The following is a 14,962-nucleotide window of genomic DNA, read 5'->3' as shown; positions in this document are numbered from 1 at the left end:
GATCTGGGGGTGCTCGGGGAGGGGGCGTACGTGGCCGCGCCGCCCACGCGGGTCGGGACGTGGGGGGCGGTGCAGTGGGCCTGCCGGCCGACGCCCGCGAATCGGTGGTTGCCGGATGTGGAGGAGCTGGTGTCGCCGCTTGCCTATGCGTGCGGGCGGGAACGCTAGGGGCGCCTTCTCGTCTGCCGGGTCGCTGTCTCGTGGGCGACTGCGGGTGGTACCTGGCTGATCGCGCAGTTCCCCGCGCCCCTTCGGGGCGCTCTCCCCCCGTAGGGTTCGAAGTCGACGGAGGGAGACGTGGTGAGTGACAGTGCCGTGCGGGTGCGGGGGCTCTGGAAGCGGTTCGGGCAGCAGATCGCCGTGGGTGGGATCGATCTGGAGTTGCCGGCGGGCAAGTTCATCGGGCTGGTCGGGCCGAACGGGGCCGGGAAGACCACCACTCTCTCCATGGTGACCGGGCTGCTGCGGCCCGATCAGGGTTCGGTCGAGGTGGTCGGGCGCGACGTGTGGCGCGATCCGGTCGAGGTCAAGGCCAGGATCGGGGTGCTGCCCGAGGGGCTGCGGCTGTTCGAACGGCTGTCGGGGCGGGAACTGCTGGGCTACTCCGGGCGGTTGCGCGGGCTTCCCGGTGACGAGGTCGACAAGCGGGCCACGCAGCTGCTGGACGTGCTCGACCTGACCGGCGCCCAGCACAAGCTGGTCGTCGACTACTCGACCGGCATGCGGAAGAAGATCGGGCTCGCGGCCGCCCTGCTGCACAACCCGGAAGTGCTCTTCCTGGACGAGCCGTTCGAGGGCGTCGACCCGGTCTCCGCGCAGACCATCCGGGGCGTCCTGGAGCGCTACACCGCCTCCGGCGCCACCGTCGTCTTCTCGTCCCACGTGATGGAGCTGGTGGAGTCGCTCTGCGACTGGGTGGCCGTCATGGCCGCCGGACGCATCCGCGCCACCGGCACGCTCGCCGAGGTGCGCGGTGACGCCGCCTCGTTGCAGCAGGCCTTCCTCGAACTCGTCGGCGCCGGGGGCCGGGACGCCGGTTCCGACCTGGACTGGCTGGGCGGCGGGTCCCGATGAACACGCGGACCCCGCTCGTCACGTCCGGCACGTCCGCCGCACCGGCCGCGCCCGCCTCCGTCACCGCCGTCTTCGTGCGGCTGAAACTGTCCCTGCTGCGCAACGGACTGCGGCAGTCCGGCGGGCGGCGGGCCGCGTACATCGCGTCGGCCGTCGCCGTCCTGCTCTTCGCCGCGCTCCAGCTGATCGGCCTGATCGCGCTGCGCGGGCACGCGCACGTGGAGTCGCTGGTCGTCCTGCTGGCGGCCGTACTGGGTCTCGGCTGGGCGGTGATGCCGCTGTTCTTCCCGGGCGGCGACGAGACGCTCGACCCGACCCGGCTGGTGATGCTGCCGCTGCGGCCCCGACCGCTGGTCCGGGCCCTGCTCACGTCGTCGCTGGTGGGCATCGGACCGCTGTTCACGCTGTGCATGTTCGCCGGCTCCGTGGCCGCGGTCGCGCACGGCGGGGCGGCGTACGCCGTCGGCGTCCTGGCGGCGGTGCTCGCGCTGCTGGTGTGCGTGACCCTGGCGCGGGCCGTCGCCGCGGCCAACGTACGGCTGCTGACCAGCCGCAGGGGACGCGACCTGGCGGTGCTGAGCGGTCTGGTCGTCGCGGTCGGCGCGCAGCTCGTCAACTTCGGCGCGCAGCGGCTGGGTTCCTCCGGCCTCGAACAGCTCGACCCGGCGGCCGACGTGCTGCGCTGGGTGCCGCCCGCGTCGGCGATCGGCGCGATGGACGCGGCGAGCGACGGCGCGTACGGCACCGCCCTCGCCCAGCTCGCGCTGACCGCGGCGGCCCTGGTGCTGCTGCTGTGGGTGTGGGCCCGCCATCTGACGCGGCTGATGACCACGCCGGACGGCTCCACGATCCAGAGCGACACCCGGCCGGTGCGCGAGCGCGGCTCGTCGGGGCTCGTCCGGCTGCTGCCCGCGGGCCGCACCGGTACGACGATGGAGCGCACCCTGCGCTACGTGTGGCGCGATCCGAAGACCAAGGCGGCCTGGGTGACCTCCCTGGCCATCGGCCTGATCGTGCCGGTGTTCAACGCCTGGCAGGGCACCGGCTCGGTCTACTTCGCCTGCTTCGCCGCGGGGATGCTCGGCATCCAGATGTACAACCAGTTCGGACAGGACACGTCCGCGTTCTGGATGGTCGCGATGACGATCTCGTCGACGCGGGACGCCTACGTCGAGCTGCGGGCCCGCGCGCTGGCGCTGCTGCTGATCACCCTGCCGTACGCCACCCTCGTGACCGTCCTGACCACGGCGATGCTCGACGACTGGCCCGTCCTGCCCGAGACGCTGGGGCTGTCCTTCGCGCTGCTCGGCGCGATGCTGGCGACCGGCGCGTGGACCTCGGCGCGCTTCCCGTACTCCATCCCGCAGGAGGGGTACAAGAACGTCGCCCCGGGTCAGGTCGGGCTGGCCTGGATCTCGATCTTCGGCGGCATGGTGGGCGCGGCCCTGCTGTGCGCGCCCGTGATCGCGCTGACCATCTGGCTGAACGTGAGCGAGGGCGCCGCGGGCCTGGGCTGGCTGCTGCTGCCGGTGGGCACGGTGTACGGCGCGGCGCTGACGCTGCTCGGGCTGCGGCTGGCGGCGCCGCGCACGGCGGAGCGGCTGCCGGAGATCCTCACGGCGGTCAGCAAGGCGTGACGGGCCCGCGGGGGGGCGGAAATCAGCCCACCCTGAGCGTGTCCAGGAACGGCTCGATGGCCGCCCGCCACGCCTCCGGCTGGTCGTAGTGGACGAGGTGGCCGGCGTCGGCGACCTCCGCGTACTGGCCGCCGGGCAGCACGCGGACCATCTCCTGGGCCTCGGCACGGCCCAGCTCGCCGTCGAGGCCGCGCACCACCAGGGTCGGGCAGCGCACCTGCGCCAGCTCCTCCCAGTGGGCGTCGTAGACCCAGGACTCGCGGGTCCTGAGCATCTGCTGCGGGTCGAAGACGGGGCGCCAGCCGTCCGGGGACTCGGCCATCACCTCGGCGTAGAACTCGCCGCGGGCCGGGTTGGGCCGCTCCACCCACGGGTCGTCCTCGCCGAACCACTTGCGGACGTCGGCGAGCGTGGCGAAGGGCACCGGCCAGGCGCGGAACCACTCGGTCCAGGTGTGCTGCGAGGCCGCGCCGAGGGCGGAGGCCCGCATGTCGCAGATGATCAGGCCGCGGACCAGGTCGGGGCGTTTGGCGGCGAGCTGCCAGCCGGTCAGCGCACCCATGGCGTGTCCGATCAGGACGGCCGGGCCGAGGCCGAGCTGCTCCAGGGCGGCCTCGACGTCGTCGACGTAGGCCTCCCGGGTGTAGGAGCCGTGCGGGGGCTTGTCGCTGCGGCCGTGACCGCGCTGGTCGAGGGCGACGGCCCGGTGGCGGGCGGAGAGCCAGCGGGCCGTGGGGGCCCAGTGCGAGGCGCGGCCCATCAGGCCGTGCAGTAAGAGAACGCCGGGCTGGTCACCCGCGCCGTGCGTCCGGTTGGTCTTGGGAGGGTCGCCGAACTCCCAAGCCGCGAGGCGTACGCCGCCCGCGCCGGTTACGTCGATGCGCCGCGCCATTGGTCCTGGCACCCCCAAGCTCCGCTCGGAACCGTGTCCTGCCTGCCGTGCCTTGCCGTACCTGCCCGCAGAGTATCGAATGCTTATTCGAAAAAGGCGTCTCGCCCAGCAACACCCCTCATTCGAGTGACACCCCTCGGGGATTGATCGCCGCTGCTCAGGGGAGATCTTCAACGGGAGGCGGGCCGCTCGGGGAAAACGGTCCGTGGGGATTGACCCTGAGAGCTCGGGGCTCCGGGTCAGCACAGGGGAGGACAGGCCCCGGCGCCACACGGCGCCGGGGCCCTCTCCGTCTCTCCGGCACGTCCCGCCCCCTCCCCGACCGGGCGACATCGCTGTCACGCGCGGCCAAGAGCCCCCTACGTCATATGCCTCACGGCACAGCCTTGCACGCGAAGCGTCCGGGCGCTGTGATTCGGCGCACTGGACCCCGAAACGACGGGATCCGTGCGCCGGCGCACCACCCCGTCCCCGGCGGACTCAGCGCTTGGCGACGAACACGTGGGAGGCGGTGTCCGACTCCAGCTCGGCGGCCTCGCCACCACTGCCCACCAGCACGCCACCCGCCGACTCGGTCACGCTCACCACCGAACCGGGCTGCACACCCGCCCGGCGCAGCGTGTACATCAGCTGCGCGTCCGTCTGGATCGGCTCACCGATACGGCGCACGACGACCGTCTTGCCCTCCGTCCCCGGGTCGAGATCGGCCAGCGAGACCATGCCCTCGTCCAGGAACGGGTCGGCGCCGTCCGCCTCGCCCAGCTCCTCCAGGCCCGGGATCGGGTTCCCGTACGGCGACTCCGTCGGGTGGCGCAGCAGCTCCAGCACGCGCCGCTCGACGGCCTCGCTCATCACGTGCTCCCAGCGACACGCCTCGGCGTGCACCTGCTCCCACTCCAGGCCGATCACGTCGACGAGCAGGCACTCGGCGAGCCGGTGCTTGCGCATCACGCGCGTCGCCAGCCGCCGGCCCTCGTCGGTCAGCTCCAGATGCCGGTCGGCCGCCACGGACACCAGGCCGTCGCGCTCCATCCGTGCCACCGTCTGACTGACCGTCGGGCCGCTCTGATCGAGCCGCTCGGCGATCCGGGCGCGCATCGGGACCACACCTTCCTCCTCCAGCTCCAGGATGGTGCGGAGGTACATCTCCGTGGTGTCGATCAGTCCGGACATACGTGCCCCTTGATGAGATTGCCGGAGGCCGCGGCCACCGGCGCGTGCGCTGGCCCTGGATTCAATTCTGACGCATACCACCGACAACCGTGCCTCGCGGTGCCGAGCCGGGCCCGCGGGGCCGCGCCACGCCGTATTGACACCGCACTGGTCCAGACCGCACCGTGATCCGCGACACAGGCACACCGAAGGGGTCCCGCATGAGCGACCGCAAGCCGGCCGGGCAGTTCCTCGACGCGGCGATCGACCTGCTGCGCCGCGTCCGCGACGAGGAGGCGGACAGCGTCGAGGCGGCCGGGACCCTGCTCGCCGACACCGTCGAGCGCGGCGGACGGCTCTTCGCCTTCGGCGCCGGCCACTCCTCCCTCGCCGCCCAGGACGTCGTGTACCGCGCCGGCGGACTCGCGCTGATGAACCTGCTCACCGTGCCCGGCGTCGTGGGCGTCGACGTGATGCCGGCCACGCTCGGTTCCGCCCTCGAACGCGTCGACGGCCTCGCCAGTGCCGTCCTGGACTCCTCCCCGCTCCGCGAGGGCGACGTCCTCGTGATCATCTCCCTGTCCGGGCGCAACGCCATGCCCGTGGAGATGGCGATGAACGCCCGCGCCCTCGGTGTCCGCACCATCGGCGTCACCTCGGTGGCGTACGCCTCCGAGACGGCCTCCCGGCACAGCTCCGGCACCTTCCTCAAGGACCACTGCGACATCGTGCTCGACTCGAAGATCGCCGTCGGGGACGCGGAACTCACCCTCGACACCGTCCCGGTGCCCTTCGCCCCGGCCTCCACGGTCGTCACCAGCGCCCTCATGCAGGCCATGATGGCCACCGCGGCCGGCGCCCTCGCCGACCGGGGCATCGAACCCCCGCTGCTGCGCTCCGGCAACGTGGACGGCGGCCACGACTGGAACGGGCGCGTCCTCGACCAGTACCGGGACCGGATCTTCTACCAGCGCTGAGCCGGCCCGCCCGGGCACCCCGCTACCGCTTCTCCACCGCACCGGCCAGATCCAGCGCGGACGCGATCCGGACGGCCACGTCCTCCGCGTACACCGCGTCGGGCCGCTCGAACGCGCTCCGCCCCGCGCCCCGCAGGAACGTCACCACGCCCAGCGTCCGGCCCCGGCTGCGCAGCACCGCGCACAGGCCGTGCACCGTGTCCGCCGGCCACTGCCGGGCCATCGCCCAGTCCCGCACCTTCTCGGGCGGCACCTCGCGCGCACCGGCGCTGGCCCGCACCGAGCCCGCCCGCTCCACACAGCTCACCGCCGGATGCCCCTCGCCGTAGCGCACCGGCATCCCGGCCGTCCCCGACGGCAGGCTCGGCCCCGGTGCGCCGGACGGCGTGGCCGCCACCCGCACCAGCCGGACCGGCACCGCCGCGTCGGTGTCCACGGCCCCGCCCGCCAGCCGGTCGATCAGCGCGTGGTCGGCGAAACCGGCCAGCGCGAAGTCCAGGTGGACCACCGCCGCCTCCGCCGGGTCCTCGCACTCCGCCGCCGCCCGCGCCGCCCGGTGCAGCTGATTGGCCCGGAACCGCAGCAGCGCCGCCTCCTGCTCGGCCTGCTTGGCCTCCGTGATGTCCTGGAACAGCCAGCCCACGCCCAGCGGCACCGGCTCCTCCGCGAGCGGCGACGCCAGTCGCACGAACCCGCTGCGCCAGCACCGCCGCCGCTCCCCCTCCGGCGTCCGCAGCCCCACCCACAGCTCGGCGGGCCCGGGCGGCGCGCCCTCCGCCAGGACGTGCGTCAGCGCGTTCTCCAGGTCCTCCACGCCCTGGACGAGCAGATCGCCGAGCGGCCGCCCCAGCACCGAGGTGCGCCCGGCGCCCAGCGCGCGGGCCGCGTGCGCGTTGACCACGGCGGGGCGCAGGTCCGCGTCCACCAGGACGACACCCCAGCTCGCGTCCTCCAGCAGCGCCTCGCTCAGTGCGATCGACCGCTCCAGATCGATCTGCGCGTGCACCTCGCTGAACGCGCAGTACACCCCAGCGGGCCTCCCGTCGGCGCCGCGCACCGCCGCCGACTGGGTGCGCACCAGCACCCGCCCGCCGTCCTTGGTCAGCAGCGCGAACTCGTGCACCTGCCGCCCCGGCGCCCGCATCGCGGACAGCAGCCGGTCCTCCACCTCACCGGCGTCCGCGCTGCGCACGGCCCACCCGGCGAAACCCTGCCGCCCCACGGCCTCGGCCGCACTCCAGCCCAGGATCCGTTCCGCCTCGCGGTTCCAGTGGGTGACCACACCGTCCGCGTCGAAGGCGCACAGGGCCGCGTCCATCCCGTCGAGGAGCGCGGCCAACAGGTCCGCGCCGTCCCGCTCGGGCTGCTCCGGCTCGTCCGGCCCCAGCTCGTCGGTGGTCCCACTACGCCGGGAAGCACTCACCTGGACCCCCTGCAGGCTGCGTCCGCCGTACCGTACGTCGGTTCGCTCACTGGCCTTCATTCAACTCGAACGTGATGCAGCACACACCGAGTTCCCGCAAGATTGCAGAAATCGTTGTACCGCGGAAACTCGGCATACGCCCCCGTCATGGCGGTCACGACGGTCACGGTCACGACGCGGGGTCGGCGAGTCTCAGATCGACCCACTCGTCCCGCTCGCCGTCCAGGACGTACCGCTCCCGTTCCACGAACCCACGCCCCGCGGCGAACCGCAACCCGTCGGCGTTCGCCGCCAGCACCACGGTCTCCACCGCCCGCGCTCCGAGCCCCCGCGCGTGCGCGAGACCCGCCTCGTAGAGCGCGGTACCGATGCCGCGCCGCCGGAACGCGGGCAGCACCCGCGCGATCACGGTCGCCACCCGCCCCTCGCCCCCGGGCGGACGCACCGTGGAGCAGCCGACGAGCGTGTCCCCGAGGTAGGCGTTCTCCAGCCGGTACCGCCGCGCGCGCTCCCGCGCCTCGTCCGGGGTCATCGCGGCGGGCGGCACGATCTCGTTGTGCACGTACCGCCACTCCTGGACCATCGCGTCCCCTTCGACGGCCGCGATCCGCAGCCCGGCGCCTGGACCGACCGGCGCGCGCCGCGCGTCCACCTCGATCTCGATCCGCATCCGGTCGTCCGCGAGCCCGCACACCATCATCGTCGCGGCCGGCCGCACCTCCCCGAACGCCTCCCGCAGCACGGGCCAGCACGGCTCGAAGTCCTCCCGCGCGGGCAGCAGGTACCGCACCCGCACCACGTCCGCGAACGTGCACCCCGCCTCGGCCAGCGCTGCCCCGACGTTCCGCAGACACTGCCCCGCCTGCTCGACCACGTCCTCGGAGATGGTCATCGCCGCGTAGTCGAACCCGGTCGTCCCGGACACGTGCACCCGGTCCCCGTGGACGACGGCCCGCGCGTACCCGATCCGCTCCTCGAACACCGAACCGCTGCCTATCGCCCGCCGCACCGAAGGCTCCCCCTGTCGCTTCGTCATGGGCGGAACGGTAGGTGACCAGCGAAGACGCGTCCATGGGTGATCACTGGGGAATCGACTCGAAAAACCGATTGATCGTGGGCCGGACGCTTCCTAGTGTGTGCGGTACACGAGAAGGGAGGTGGTTCGGCAGATGTATGGAAACCGGACGCGTGAGGTGACTGCGGGCTAGCGGCCCGTCACCACACCGAGTGCGGTGCCGGACCAGCGCGTGAGACACGCGTGCAGCCGGCCCAATCCCGAGCAGTCACCCGACCCGCGAGTCGCCGGTACGTCCGGCCGGCTCCTCCGCTGGAGGAACCAGACTCGCGGGTCGTCTGCGTTCTCGGGGGTGGTCAGGGCGTGAGGGTTTCGGAGCCCTCGATGGTGTGCGGGTCGCGGGGGCCCGGGCCGACGTAGCGGGCGGAGGGCCGGACCAGGCGGCCGGTGCGCTTCTGCTCGAGGATGTGGGCGGACCAGCCGGCCGTGCGGGCGCAGGTGAACATCGAGGTGAACATGTGGGCCGGGACCTCGGCGAAGTCCAGCATGATGGCGGCCCAGAACTCGACGTTGGTGGCCAGGACGCGGTCGGGGCGGCGGGCGTGGAGTTCGGCGAGGGCGGCCTTCTCCAGGGCCTCGGCGACCTCGTAGCGCGGGGCGCCCAGTTCTCGGGCGGTGCGGCGCAGGACGCGGGCGCGGGGGTCCTCGGCGCGGTAGACGCGGTGGCCGAAGCCCATGAGGCGTTCGCCCGCGTCGAGTGTCTTCCTGACGTACGCCTCGGCGTCGCCGGTGCGCTCGATCTCCTCGATCATGCCGAGGACGCGGGAGGGGGCGCCGCCGTGCAGCGGGCCCGACATGGCTCCCACGGCGCCGGAGAGGGCGGCGGCCACGTCGGCGCCGGTGGAGGCGATGACGCGGGCGGTGAAGGTGGAGGCGTTCATGCCGTGCTCGGCGGCCGAGGTCCAGTAGGCGTCGACGGCGGCGACGTGCTTGGGGTCGGGCTCGCCGCGCCAGCGGATCATGAAGCGTTCGACGACGGACCGGGCCTTGTCGATCTCGCGCTGCGGGACCATGGGCAGGCCCTGGCCGCGGGCCGACTGGGCGACGTAGGAGAGGGCCATCACGGCGGCGCGGGCGAGGTCGGCGCGGGCCTGCTCGGCGTCGATGTCCAGGAGGGGTTTGAGGCCCCAGACCGGCGCGAGCATGGCGAGCGCGGACTGGACGTCCACACGGATGTCGCCGGAGTGGACCGGGATCGGGAAGGGCTCGGCGGGCGGGAGGCCGGGGTTGAAGGCGCCGTCGACGAGCAGGCCCCAGACGTTCCCGTAGGACACGTGGCCGACCAGGTCCTCGATGTCGACGCCGCGGTAGCGGAGGGCGCCGCCCTCCTTGTCGGGTTCGGCGATCTCCGTCTCGAACGCGACGACTCCCTCTAGCCCGGGTACGAAGTCGGACATCAGGCGGCTCCTCGTGACGTAGATGTGTGGTGACCGACCCGTCGGCTTCATCGGGTCCACCGGATCCACGGTCGTGCGCACGACTCGCGGTCCTCGTTCTGCGGTCACCCCTGTGATGCCCCGTACGGCCGTGCGTCCAACCGCGCCGGGACCAGCACGATATCTCCGAGTGCCAACCGTGGGGAGGGGTTGCGGCACTCAGTGCCACTCAGTGACGAAGGACACCGCGGATACGGCAGGATGGCCGGTGTGACCGACCGCGATGCCGTCCCCTTCGATCTCGCCTCGATGCGCAAGCAGTACCGGGCCGAGGGGCTTGCCGAGTCCGAGCTGGCCGCCGGCCCCGTCGAGCAGTTCGCGCGCTGGTTCCAGCAGGCCGCCATGGAGGGCGGACTGTTCGAGCCGAACGCGATGGTCGTCTCCACCGCCGACGCCGAGGGGCGGCCCAGTTCCCGCACGGTGCTGCTGAAGCACTTCGACGAGCGGGGTTTCGTCTTCTACACCAACTACGACTCCCGCAAGGGCCGTGAGCTGGGCTCGAACCCGTACGTCTCGCTGCTGTTCCCGTGGCATCCGATGGCCCGGCAGGTGATCGTGTCGGGGGTGGCGCGGCGTACCGGGCGGGACGAGACCGCCGCGTACTTCCGCTCCCGGCCGCACGGCTCGCGGCTGGGGGCGTGGGCGAGCGCGCAGTCGTCGGTGGTGGCGGGCCGGGAGGACCTGGACGCCGCCTACGCGGAGCTGGCGGAGCGCTACCCGGAGGGCGGGCAGGTGCCGGTGCCGCCGCACTGGGGCGGCTTCCGGGTGGCGCCGAGCGAGGTGGAGTTCTGGCAGGGGCGGGAGAACCGGCTGCACGACCGGCTGCGGTACGTGGCCGAGGCGGACGGGAGCTGGCGGGTGGAGCGGCTCGCTCCGTGACCGGCGTCAGCCCAGCTCGGCGGCGAGCAGCCGGGCCCACTGGTCGACCACCCGTTCCCGCCGCGCGCGGTCGTCGGTGAGGAGATTGGCGAGGCCCAGGCCGCGGGCCATGTCGAGGAGGCCCTGGACGGTCTCCCGGGCGCCGGGGCGGGTCTCGTCGGCGCCGAGGAGGTCGACGGCGATGCGGTGGCTCTCGCGGCCGACGCGGGCCTCCAGCTCGGTGACCCGGCCGCGCAGCTGCTCCTCGTTGGAGGCGGCCACCCACAGGTGGAGGGCGGCCCGGAAGAGCGGGCCGGTGTAGAGGTCGACCAGCGCGGCGACCACGGCCCGGCGGTCACCGGCCGCCGCGCCTTCGGGGAAGAGGGCGCGCAGCGCGAGGGAGCGCTCCTCGGCGACGTACTCCACGGCCGCGGTGAAGAGGTCCTCGCGGGTCGGGAAGTGGTGCTGGGCGGCGCCGCGGGAGACGCCGGCGTGTTCGGCGACGACGGAGACCGTGGAGCCCGCCCAGCCGCGTGCGGCGAGGCAGGCGACGGCGGCTTCGAGGAGCCGCTGCCGGGTGGCCCGGCTGCGGTCCTGCTTGGGCACGCGCTCCGCGCGGTCGGCCGTGTTCGCGGCGCCGCTCACACCACCCATTCCGGATCCCGTCGTTCGAGGAAGGCCGTCATCCCCTCGCGGGCCTGCGGGGAGGCGAACAGCCGGGCCGAGAGCGCGGTGAGGTCGGCCGCGTCCCGGTCGAAGGCCTCCAGCACCCTAGCCGTGAGCAGCCGCTTCGTCTCGGCCAGGCCCTGCGGTGAGGCACGGCGCACACCGTCGAGGACCGGCGCGAGTACGGCGTCCACGTCGTCGCCCGCCGCCGTGACCAGGCCGGTGCGGGCGGCCTCGGCGGCGTCGAAGCGCTCGCCGGTGAGGTAGTAGCGGGCGAGGGCGCGGGGGTCGGTGCGCGGCAGCAGGGTGAGGGAGATGACGGCGGGCGCCACGCCGATGCGGACCTCGGTGAAGGCGAACGTGGAGTCGTGGGACGCCGCCGAGATGTCGCAGGCGGCGAGGAGGCCGAGGCCGCCCGCGCGGACGTGGCCGGTGACGCGGGCGACGACCGGTTTCGGCAGCTCGGCGATCTGCCGGAAGAGCCCGGCCAGCGTGTCCGGGTCGGGCGGGTCGCGCAGGTCGGCGCCGGCGCTGAAGGTGGTGCCGGCATGGGTGAGGACGACGGCGCGCACGCCGGTGTCCTCACCGGCGTCGGCGAGGGCGGCGGCCAGGTCGCCGACGAGGGCTGCGGACAGGGCGTTGCGGTTGTGCGGGGAGTCGAGGGTGAGGGTCTCGACGCCGCGTTCGCGGGTGCGGGCGACCAGGGTCATACGGTGCCTCGCAGTTCCCGGCGGAGGATCTTGCCGCTGGCGGCCCTGGGCACGGCGTCGATGAAGGTGACCTTGCGGACGCGTTTGTAGGGGGCGACGCGTTCGGCAACGTACATCATGATCTCGCCCTCCGAGAGGCCGGGTGCGGTGGGCTGGCGTACGACGTGGGCGTGGGGTACTTCGTTGCCGTCGTCGTCGTACGCGCCGACGACGGCGGTGTCGGCGACGCCGGGGTGGGTGAGCAGGAGGGCCTCCAGTTCGGCGGGGGCCACCTGGAAGCCCTTGTACTTGATCAGTTCCTTGACGCGGTCGACGACGAAGAGCCAGCCGTCGGAGTCGACGTGTCCGACGTCGCCGGTGTGCAGCCAGCCGTCCTCGTCGATCATGGCGGCGGTGGCGTCGGGGCGGCCCAGGTAGCCCTTCATGATCTGGGGGCCGCGGATGAGGATCTCGCCGGACTCGCCGGGGGGAAGGTCCTTGCCGGGGTCGGTGAGGGAGACGATGCGCATCTCGGTCCCGGCGATCAGCTTGCCGACGCTGCCGGGCGGCGCGTCGGCCATGGCGTCCAGGGGGACGACGTGGGTGCCCGGGGAGAGTTCGGTCATGCCGTACGCCTGGCCCACGGGCGGCAGGCCGAGCCGCCGGGAGCAGGCGGCGGCGAGCCGGGCGTCCAGGGGGGCGGCGGCGCTGACGATGTACTTCAGGGACGAGAGGTCGTACTCGGCGACCAGGGGGTGTTTGGCGAGGGCGAGGACGATCGGTGGGGCGACGTAGAGGCCGGTGATGCGGTGGTTCTGGATGGCGGCGAGGAACTGCTCCAGGTCGAAGCGGGGCAGTACGACGACGGTGGCGCCGAGCCGCAGCGGCGCGTTCATCAGGGCGGTGAGGCCGTAGATGTGGAAGAAGGGCAGCACGGCGAGGACGCGGTCGCCGGGGGCGGCCGGCATCAGCGGTTCGAGCTGGGCGAGGTTGGTGGCGATCTGGCGGTGGGTGAGCATCACGCCCTTGGGGGTGCCGGTGGTGCCGGAGGAGTACGGCAGCGCGGCGACGTCCTCGGCGGGATCGATCGCGATCCGGGGTTCGGGGGCGGTCGAGGCCAGCATGTCGATCAGGGAGCGGTGGCCGGGCGCGCTGTCGCACACCAGGATCTCCTGGACGCCGCCCGCGAGTTCGGCGGCCCGGCGGGCGGTGTCGAGCAGCGGTGAGACGGTGACGATCCAGCGGGCCCGCGCGTCGCTCAGCTGCTTGGCGAACTCGTCGGCCGTGGCGAGCGGATGCACCGTCGTCACGGAGGCGCCCGCGCGGGTGGCGGCGTAGAAGGCGAGCGGGAAGGCGACGGTGTTGGGGCTGTGCAGGGCGAGGACGTCGCCCTTGCGCACCCCGGCCTCCGCGAGGGCGGCGGCGACGCGCCGGTGGAACCGGTCGACCTGCTCGTAGGTGAGGGTGGTGCCGTCGGTGCCGTCGATCAGCGCCGGTGCGCTCCCGAAGGCGGCGGCCCGGCCGAGCACGGCCTCGTGGATGGGCAGGTCGACGGGTGGGACGTCGGCGTACTGGCTGCGGAACACGGTTCCTCCAGGGCGGCTGGTACGACTTGGGCGCTCCCTAGTACGACTTGGGCAGGCCCAGGGTCTGGTGGGAGACGTAGTTGAGAATCATCTCCCTGCTCACCGGGGCGATCCGGGCGACCCGCGCCGCCGTGATCAGCGTGGCGAGGCCGAACTCACGGGTGAGGCCGTTGCCGCCGAGGGTGTGGACGGCCTGGTCCACGGCCTTCACGCAGGCCTCCCCGGCGGCGTATTTGGCCATGTTGGCGGCCTCGCCCGCGCCCATGTCGTCGCCCGCGTCGTAGAGGTGCGCGGCCTTCTGCGTCATCAGGCGGGAGAGTTCGAGGTCGATGTGGGCCTGGGCGAGGGGGTGGGCGATGGCCTGGTGGGCGCCGATGGGGGTCTTCCAGACGGTGCGTTCGCGGGCGTACTCCAGGGCGCGGGCGAGGGCGTAGCGGCCGATGCCGATGCCGAAGGCCGCCGTCATGATGCGCTCGGGGTTGAGTCCGGCGAAGAGCTGGAGGAGGCCCGCGTCCTCGTCGCCGACGAGCGCGTCGGCGGGCAGCCGTACGTCGTCGAGGGTCAGCTCGAACTGCTTCTCGGTGGCGTGCAGTTCCATGTCGAGCTGTCGGCGCTCGAAGCCGGGGGTGTCGCGGGGAACGATGAACAGGCAGGGCTTGAGCTTGCCGGTGCGGGCGTCCTCGGTGCGGCCGACGATCAGGGTGGCGTCGGCGATGTCGACGCCGCTGATGAAGACCTTGCGGCCGGTGAGGAGCCAGTCGCCGGTGGCGCCGTCGCGGCGGGCGGTGGTGGTGATGCGGTGGCTGTTGGAGCCGGCGTCGGGTTCGGTGATGCCGAAGGCCATGAGGCGGGTGCCGTCGGCTATGCCGGGGAGCCAGCTCTGCTTCTGTTCGTCGGTGCCGAAGCGGGCGATGACGGTGCCGCATATCGCCGGAGAGACGATCATCATCAGCAGGGGATTGCCGGCGGCGCCCATCTCCTCGAGGACGAGGGAGAGTTCCGTGACACCGCCGCCCCCGCCTCCATACGCCTCCGGCAGGCTGACGCCGATGTAGCCGAGCTTGCCGGCCTCCTGCCAGAAGTGCCGGCTCTCGGCGGGGCCGGTGGCGCGGGGGTGGCTCCGGGCGAAGGCCGATACCGCTTCGCGGAGGGACTTGTGCTCGTCGGATTCGAGGAGGGTGGTCATCACGTGCTCCTTCGGGTGCGGGTTCGTTGTGGCTGGTCGCGCTCACGCGGCGGAGCCGCATATTCAATGCAGGCCCGCGCCCCTAGGTGACTTGGACTACCGCAAGTAGAGAGCCCACCGTCACCTGGTCTCCCGGCTCGGCGTTCAGGGCGGTCAGCGTGCCCGCGGTCGGGGCCGTGATCCGGTGTTCCATCTTCATCGCCTCCAGCCACAGGAGGGGTTGGCCCGCCTCTACGGCGGAGCCCTCCGTGAGGCCCTCCGCGACGCGGACGACCGTGCCGGGCATGGGGGCCAGGAGGGAGCCGGGGGCG

Annotated in this window: 14 protein-coding genes and 1 pseudogene; 5 read left to right on the top strand and 10 right to left on the bottom strand. The window is 73.0% G+C overall.

The features are described 5' to 3' along the window. From DMH12_RS40040 to DMH12_RS30750, 3 genes and pseudogenes are all read left to right on the top strand, one after another. Positions 1-168 (top strand): annotated as a pseudogene (locus DMH12_RS40040) (DNA primase); the annotation flags it as partial. A gap of 129 nt (positions 169-297) precedes the next feature. Then, on the top strand, positions 298-1,074 hold the full coding sequence (locus tag DMH12_RS30755; protein ID WP_125494696.1) for an ABC transporter ATP-binding protein: 777 nt from the start codon (positions 298-300) through the stop codon (positions 1,072-1,074). Continuing rightward, entirely contained in the window at positions 1,071-2,711 is a 1,641-nt protein-coding gene (locus DMH12_RS30750; RefSeq protein WP_125494695.1) for a transporter, read from the top strand. The genes DMH12_RS30755 and DMH12_RS30750 overlap by 4 nt, the downstream gene beginning before the upstream one ends. 22 nt (positions 2,712-2,733) lie before the next feature. On the opposite strand, the gene DMH12_RS30745 is transcribed toward DMH12_RS30750, so the two are convergent. Next, on the bottom strand, positions 2,734-3,603 hold the full coding sequence (locus tag DMH12_RS30745; RefSeq protein WP_125494697.1) for an alpha/beta fold hydrolase: 870 nt from the start codon (positions 3,601-3,603) through the stop codon (positions 2,734-2,736). A gap of 480 nt (positions 3,604-4,083) precedes the next feature. Then, the gene (locus DMH12_RS30740) at positions 4,084-4,776 is read right to left on the bottom strand and encodes a metal-dependent transcriptional regulator (RefSeq protein ID WP_125494694.1); all 693 of its coding nucleotides are present in this window, start codon (positions 4,774-4,776) and stop codon (positions 4,084-4,086) included. Between the two features lie 200 nt (positions 4,777-4,976). On the opposite strand from DMH12_RS30740, the gene DMH12_RS30735 reads away from it, so the two are divergent. After that, complete coding sequence (locus tag DMH12_RS30735; protein WP_125494693.1) at positions 4,977-5,732, top strand: SIS domain-containing protein; 756 nt, start codon at positions 4,977-4,979, stop codon at positions 5,730-5,732. A gap of 22 nt (positions 5,733-5,754) precedes the next feature. Here DMH12_RS30735 and DMH12_RS30730 read toward each other — a convergent pair whose 3' ends face one another. From DMH12_RS30730 to DMH12_RS30720, 3 genes are all read right to left on the bottom strand, one after another. Further along, positions 5,755-7,215, bottom strand: a complete 1,461-nt coding sequence (locus tag DMH12_RS30730; RefSeq protein WP_185832647.1) for a PAS domain-containing protein — start codon at positions 7,213-7,215, stop codon at positions 5,755-5,757. A gap of 109 nt (positions 7,216-7,324) precedes the next feature. Beyond that, positions 7,325-8,191 carry a GNAT family N-acetyltransferase gene (locus DMH12_RS30725; protein WP_125494691.1) on the bottom strand — a complete coding sequence of 289 codons (867 nt, stop codon included), beginning with the start codon at positions 8,189-8,191 and terminating at the stop codon, positions 7,325-7,327. Between the two features lie 335 nt (positions 8,192-8,526). Further along, positions 8,527-9,627 (bottom strand): citrate synthase 2, encoded by a 1,101-nt coding sequence (locus DMH12_RS30720; protein ID WP_125494690.1) that lies wholly within the window; start codon positions 9,625-9,627, stop codon positions 8,527-8,529. A gap of 240 nt (positions 9,628-9,867) precedes the next feature. Between DMH12_RS30720 and pdxH the strand changes: the two genes are divergently transcribed. After that, positions 9,868-10,545 (top strand): pyridoxamine 5'-phosphate oxidase, encoded by a 678-nt coding sequence (pdxH, locus tag DMH12_RS30715; RefSeq protein WP_125494689.1) that lies wholly within the window; start codon positions 9,868-9,870, stop codon positions 10,543-10,545. 6 nt (positions 10,546-10,551) lie between these two features. Here pdxH and DMH12_RS30710 read toward each other — a convergent pair whose 3' ends face one another. From DMH12_RS30710 to DMH12_RS30690, 5 genes are all read right to left on the bottom strand, one after another. Beyond that, positions 10,552-11,178 carry a TetR/AcrR family transcriptional regulator gene (locus DMH12_RS30710; protein WP_125494688.1) on the bottom strand — a complete coding sequence of 209 codons (627 nt, stop codon included), beginning with the start codon at positions 11,176-11,178 and terminating at the stop codon, positions 10,552-10,554. Continuing rightward, positions 11,166-11,900, bottom strand: a complete 735-nt coding sequence (locus DMH12_RS30705; protein ID WP_125494687.1) for an enoyl-CoA hydratase family protein — start codon at positions 11,898-11,900, stop codon at positions 11,166-11,168. Before DMH12_RS30705 ends, DMH12_RS30710 begins: the two co-directional genes overlap by 13 nt. After that, positions 11,897-13,465 (bottom strand): 4-coumarate--CoA ligase family protein, encoded by a 1,569-nt coding sequence (locus DMH12_RS30700; RefSeq protein WP_125494686.1) that lies wholly within the window; start codon positions 13,463-13,465, stop codon positions 11,897-11,899. The genes DMH12_RS30705 and DMH12_RS30700 overlap by 4 nt, the downstream gene beginning before the upstream one ends. Before the next feature lie 37 nt (positions 13,466-13,502). Next, the gene (locus DMH12_RS30695; protein WP_125494685.1) at positions 13,503-14,651 is read right to left on the bottom strand and encodes an acyl-CoA dehydrogenase family protein; all 1,149 of its coding nucleotides are present in this window, start codon (positions 14,649-14,651) and stop codon (positions 13,503-13,505) included. A gap of 82 nt (positions 14,652-14,733) precedes the next feature. Further along, on the bottom strand, positions 14,734-14,962 hold a 229-nt coding region (locus DMH12_RS30690; protein ID WP_148107560.1), incomplete at its 5' end, for an acetyl-CoA carboxylase biotin carboxyl carrier protein subunit.

Source organism: Streptomyces sp. WAC 04229, assembly GCF_003947455.1.
GTDB lineage: Bacteria > Actinomycetota > Actinomycetes > Streptomycetales > Streptomycetaceae > Streptomyces.
Note: the sequence above shows the minus strand (reverse complement) of the source record. Positions and strands in the feature narration are given on the sequence as shown.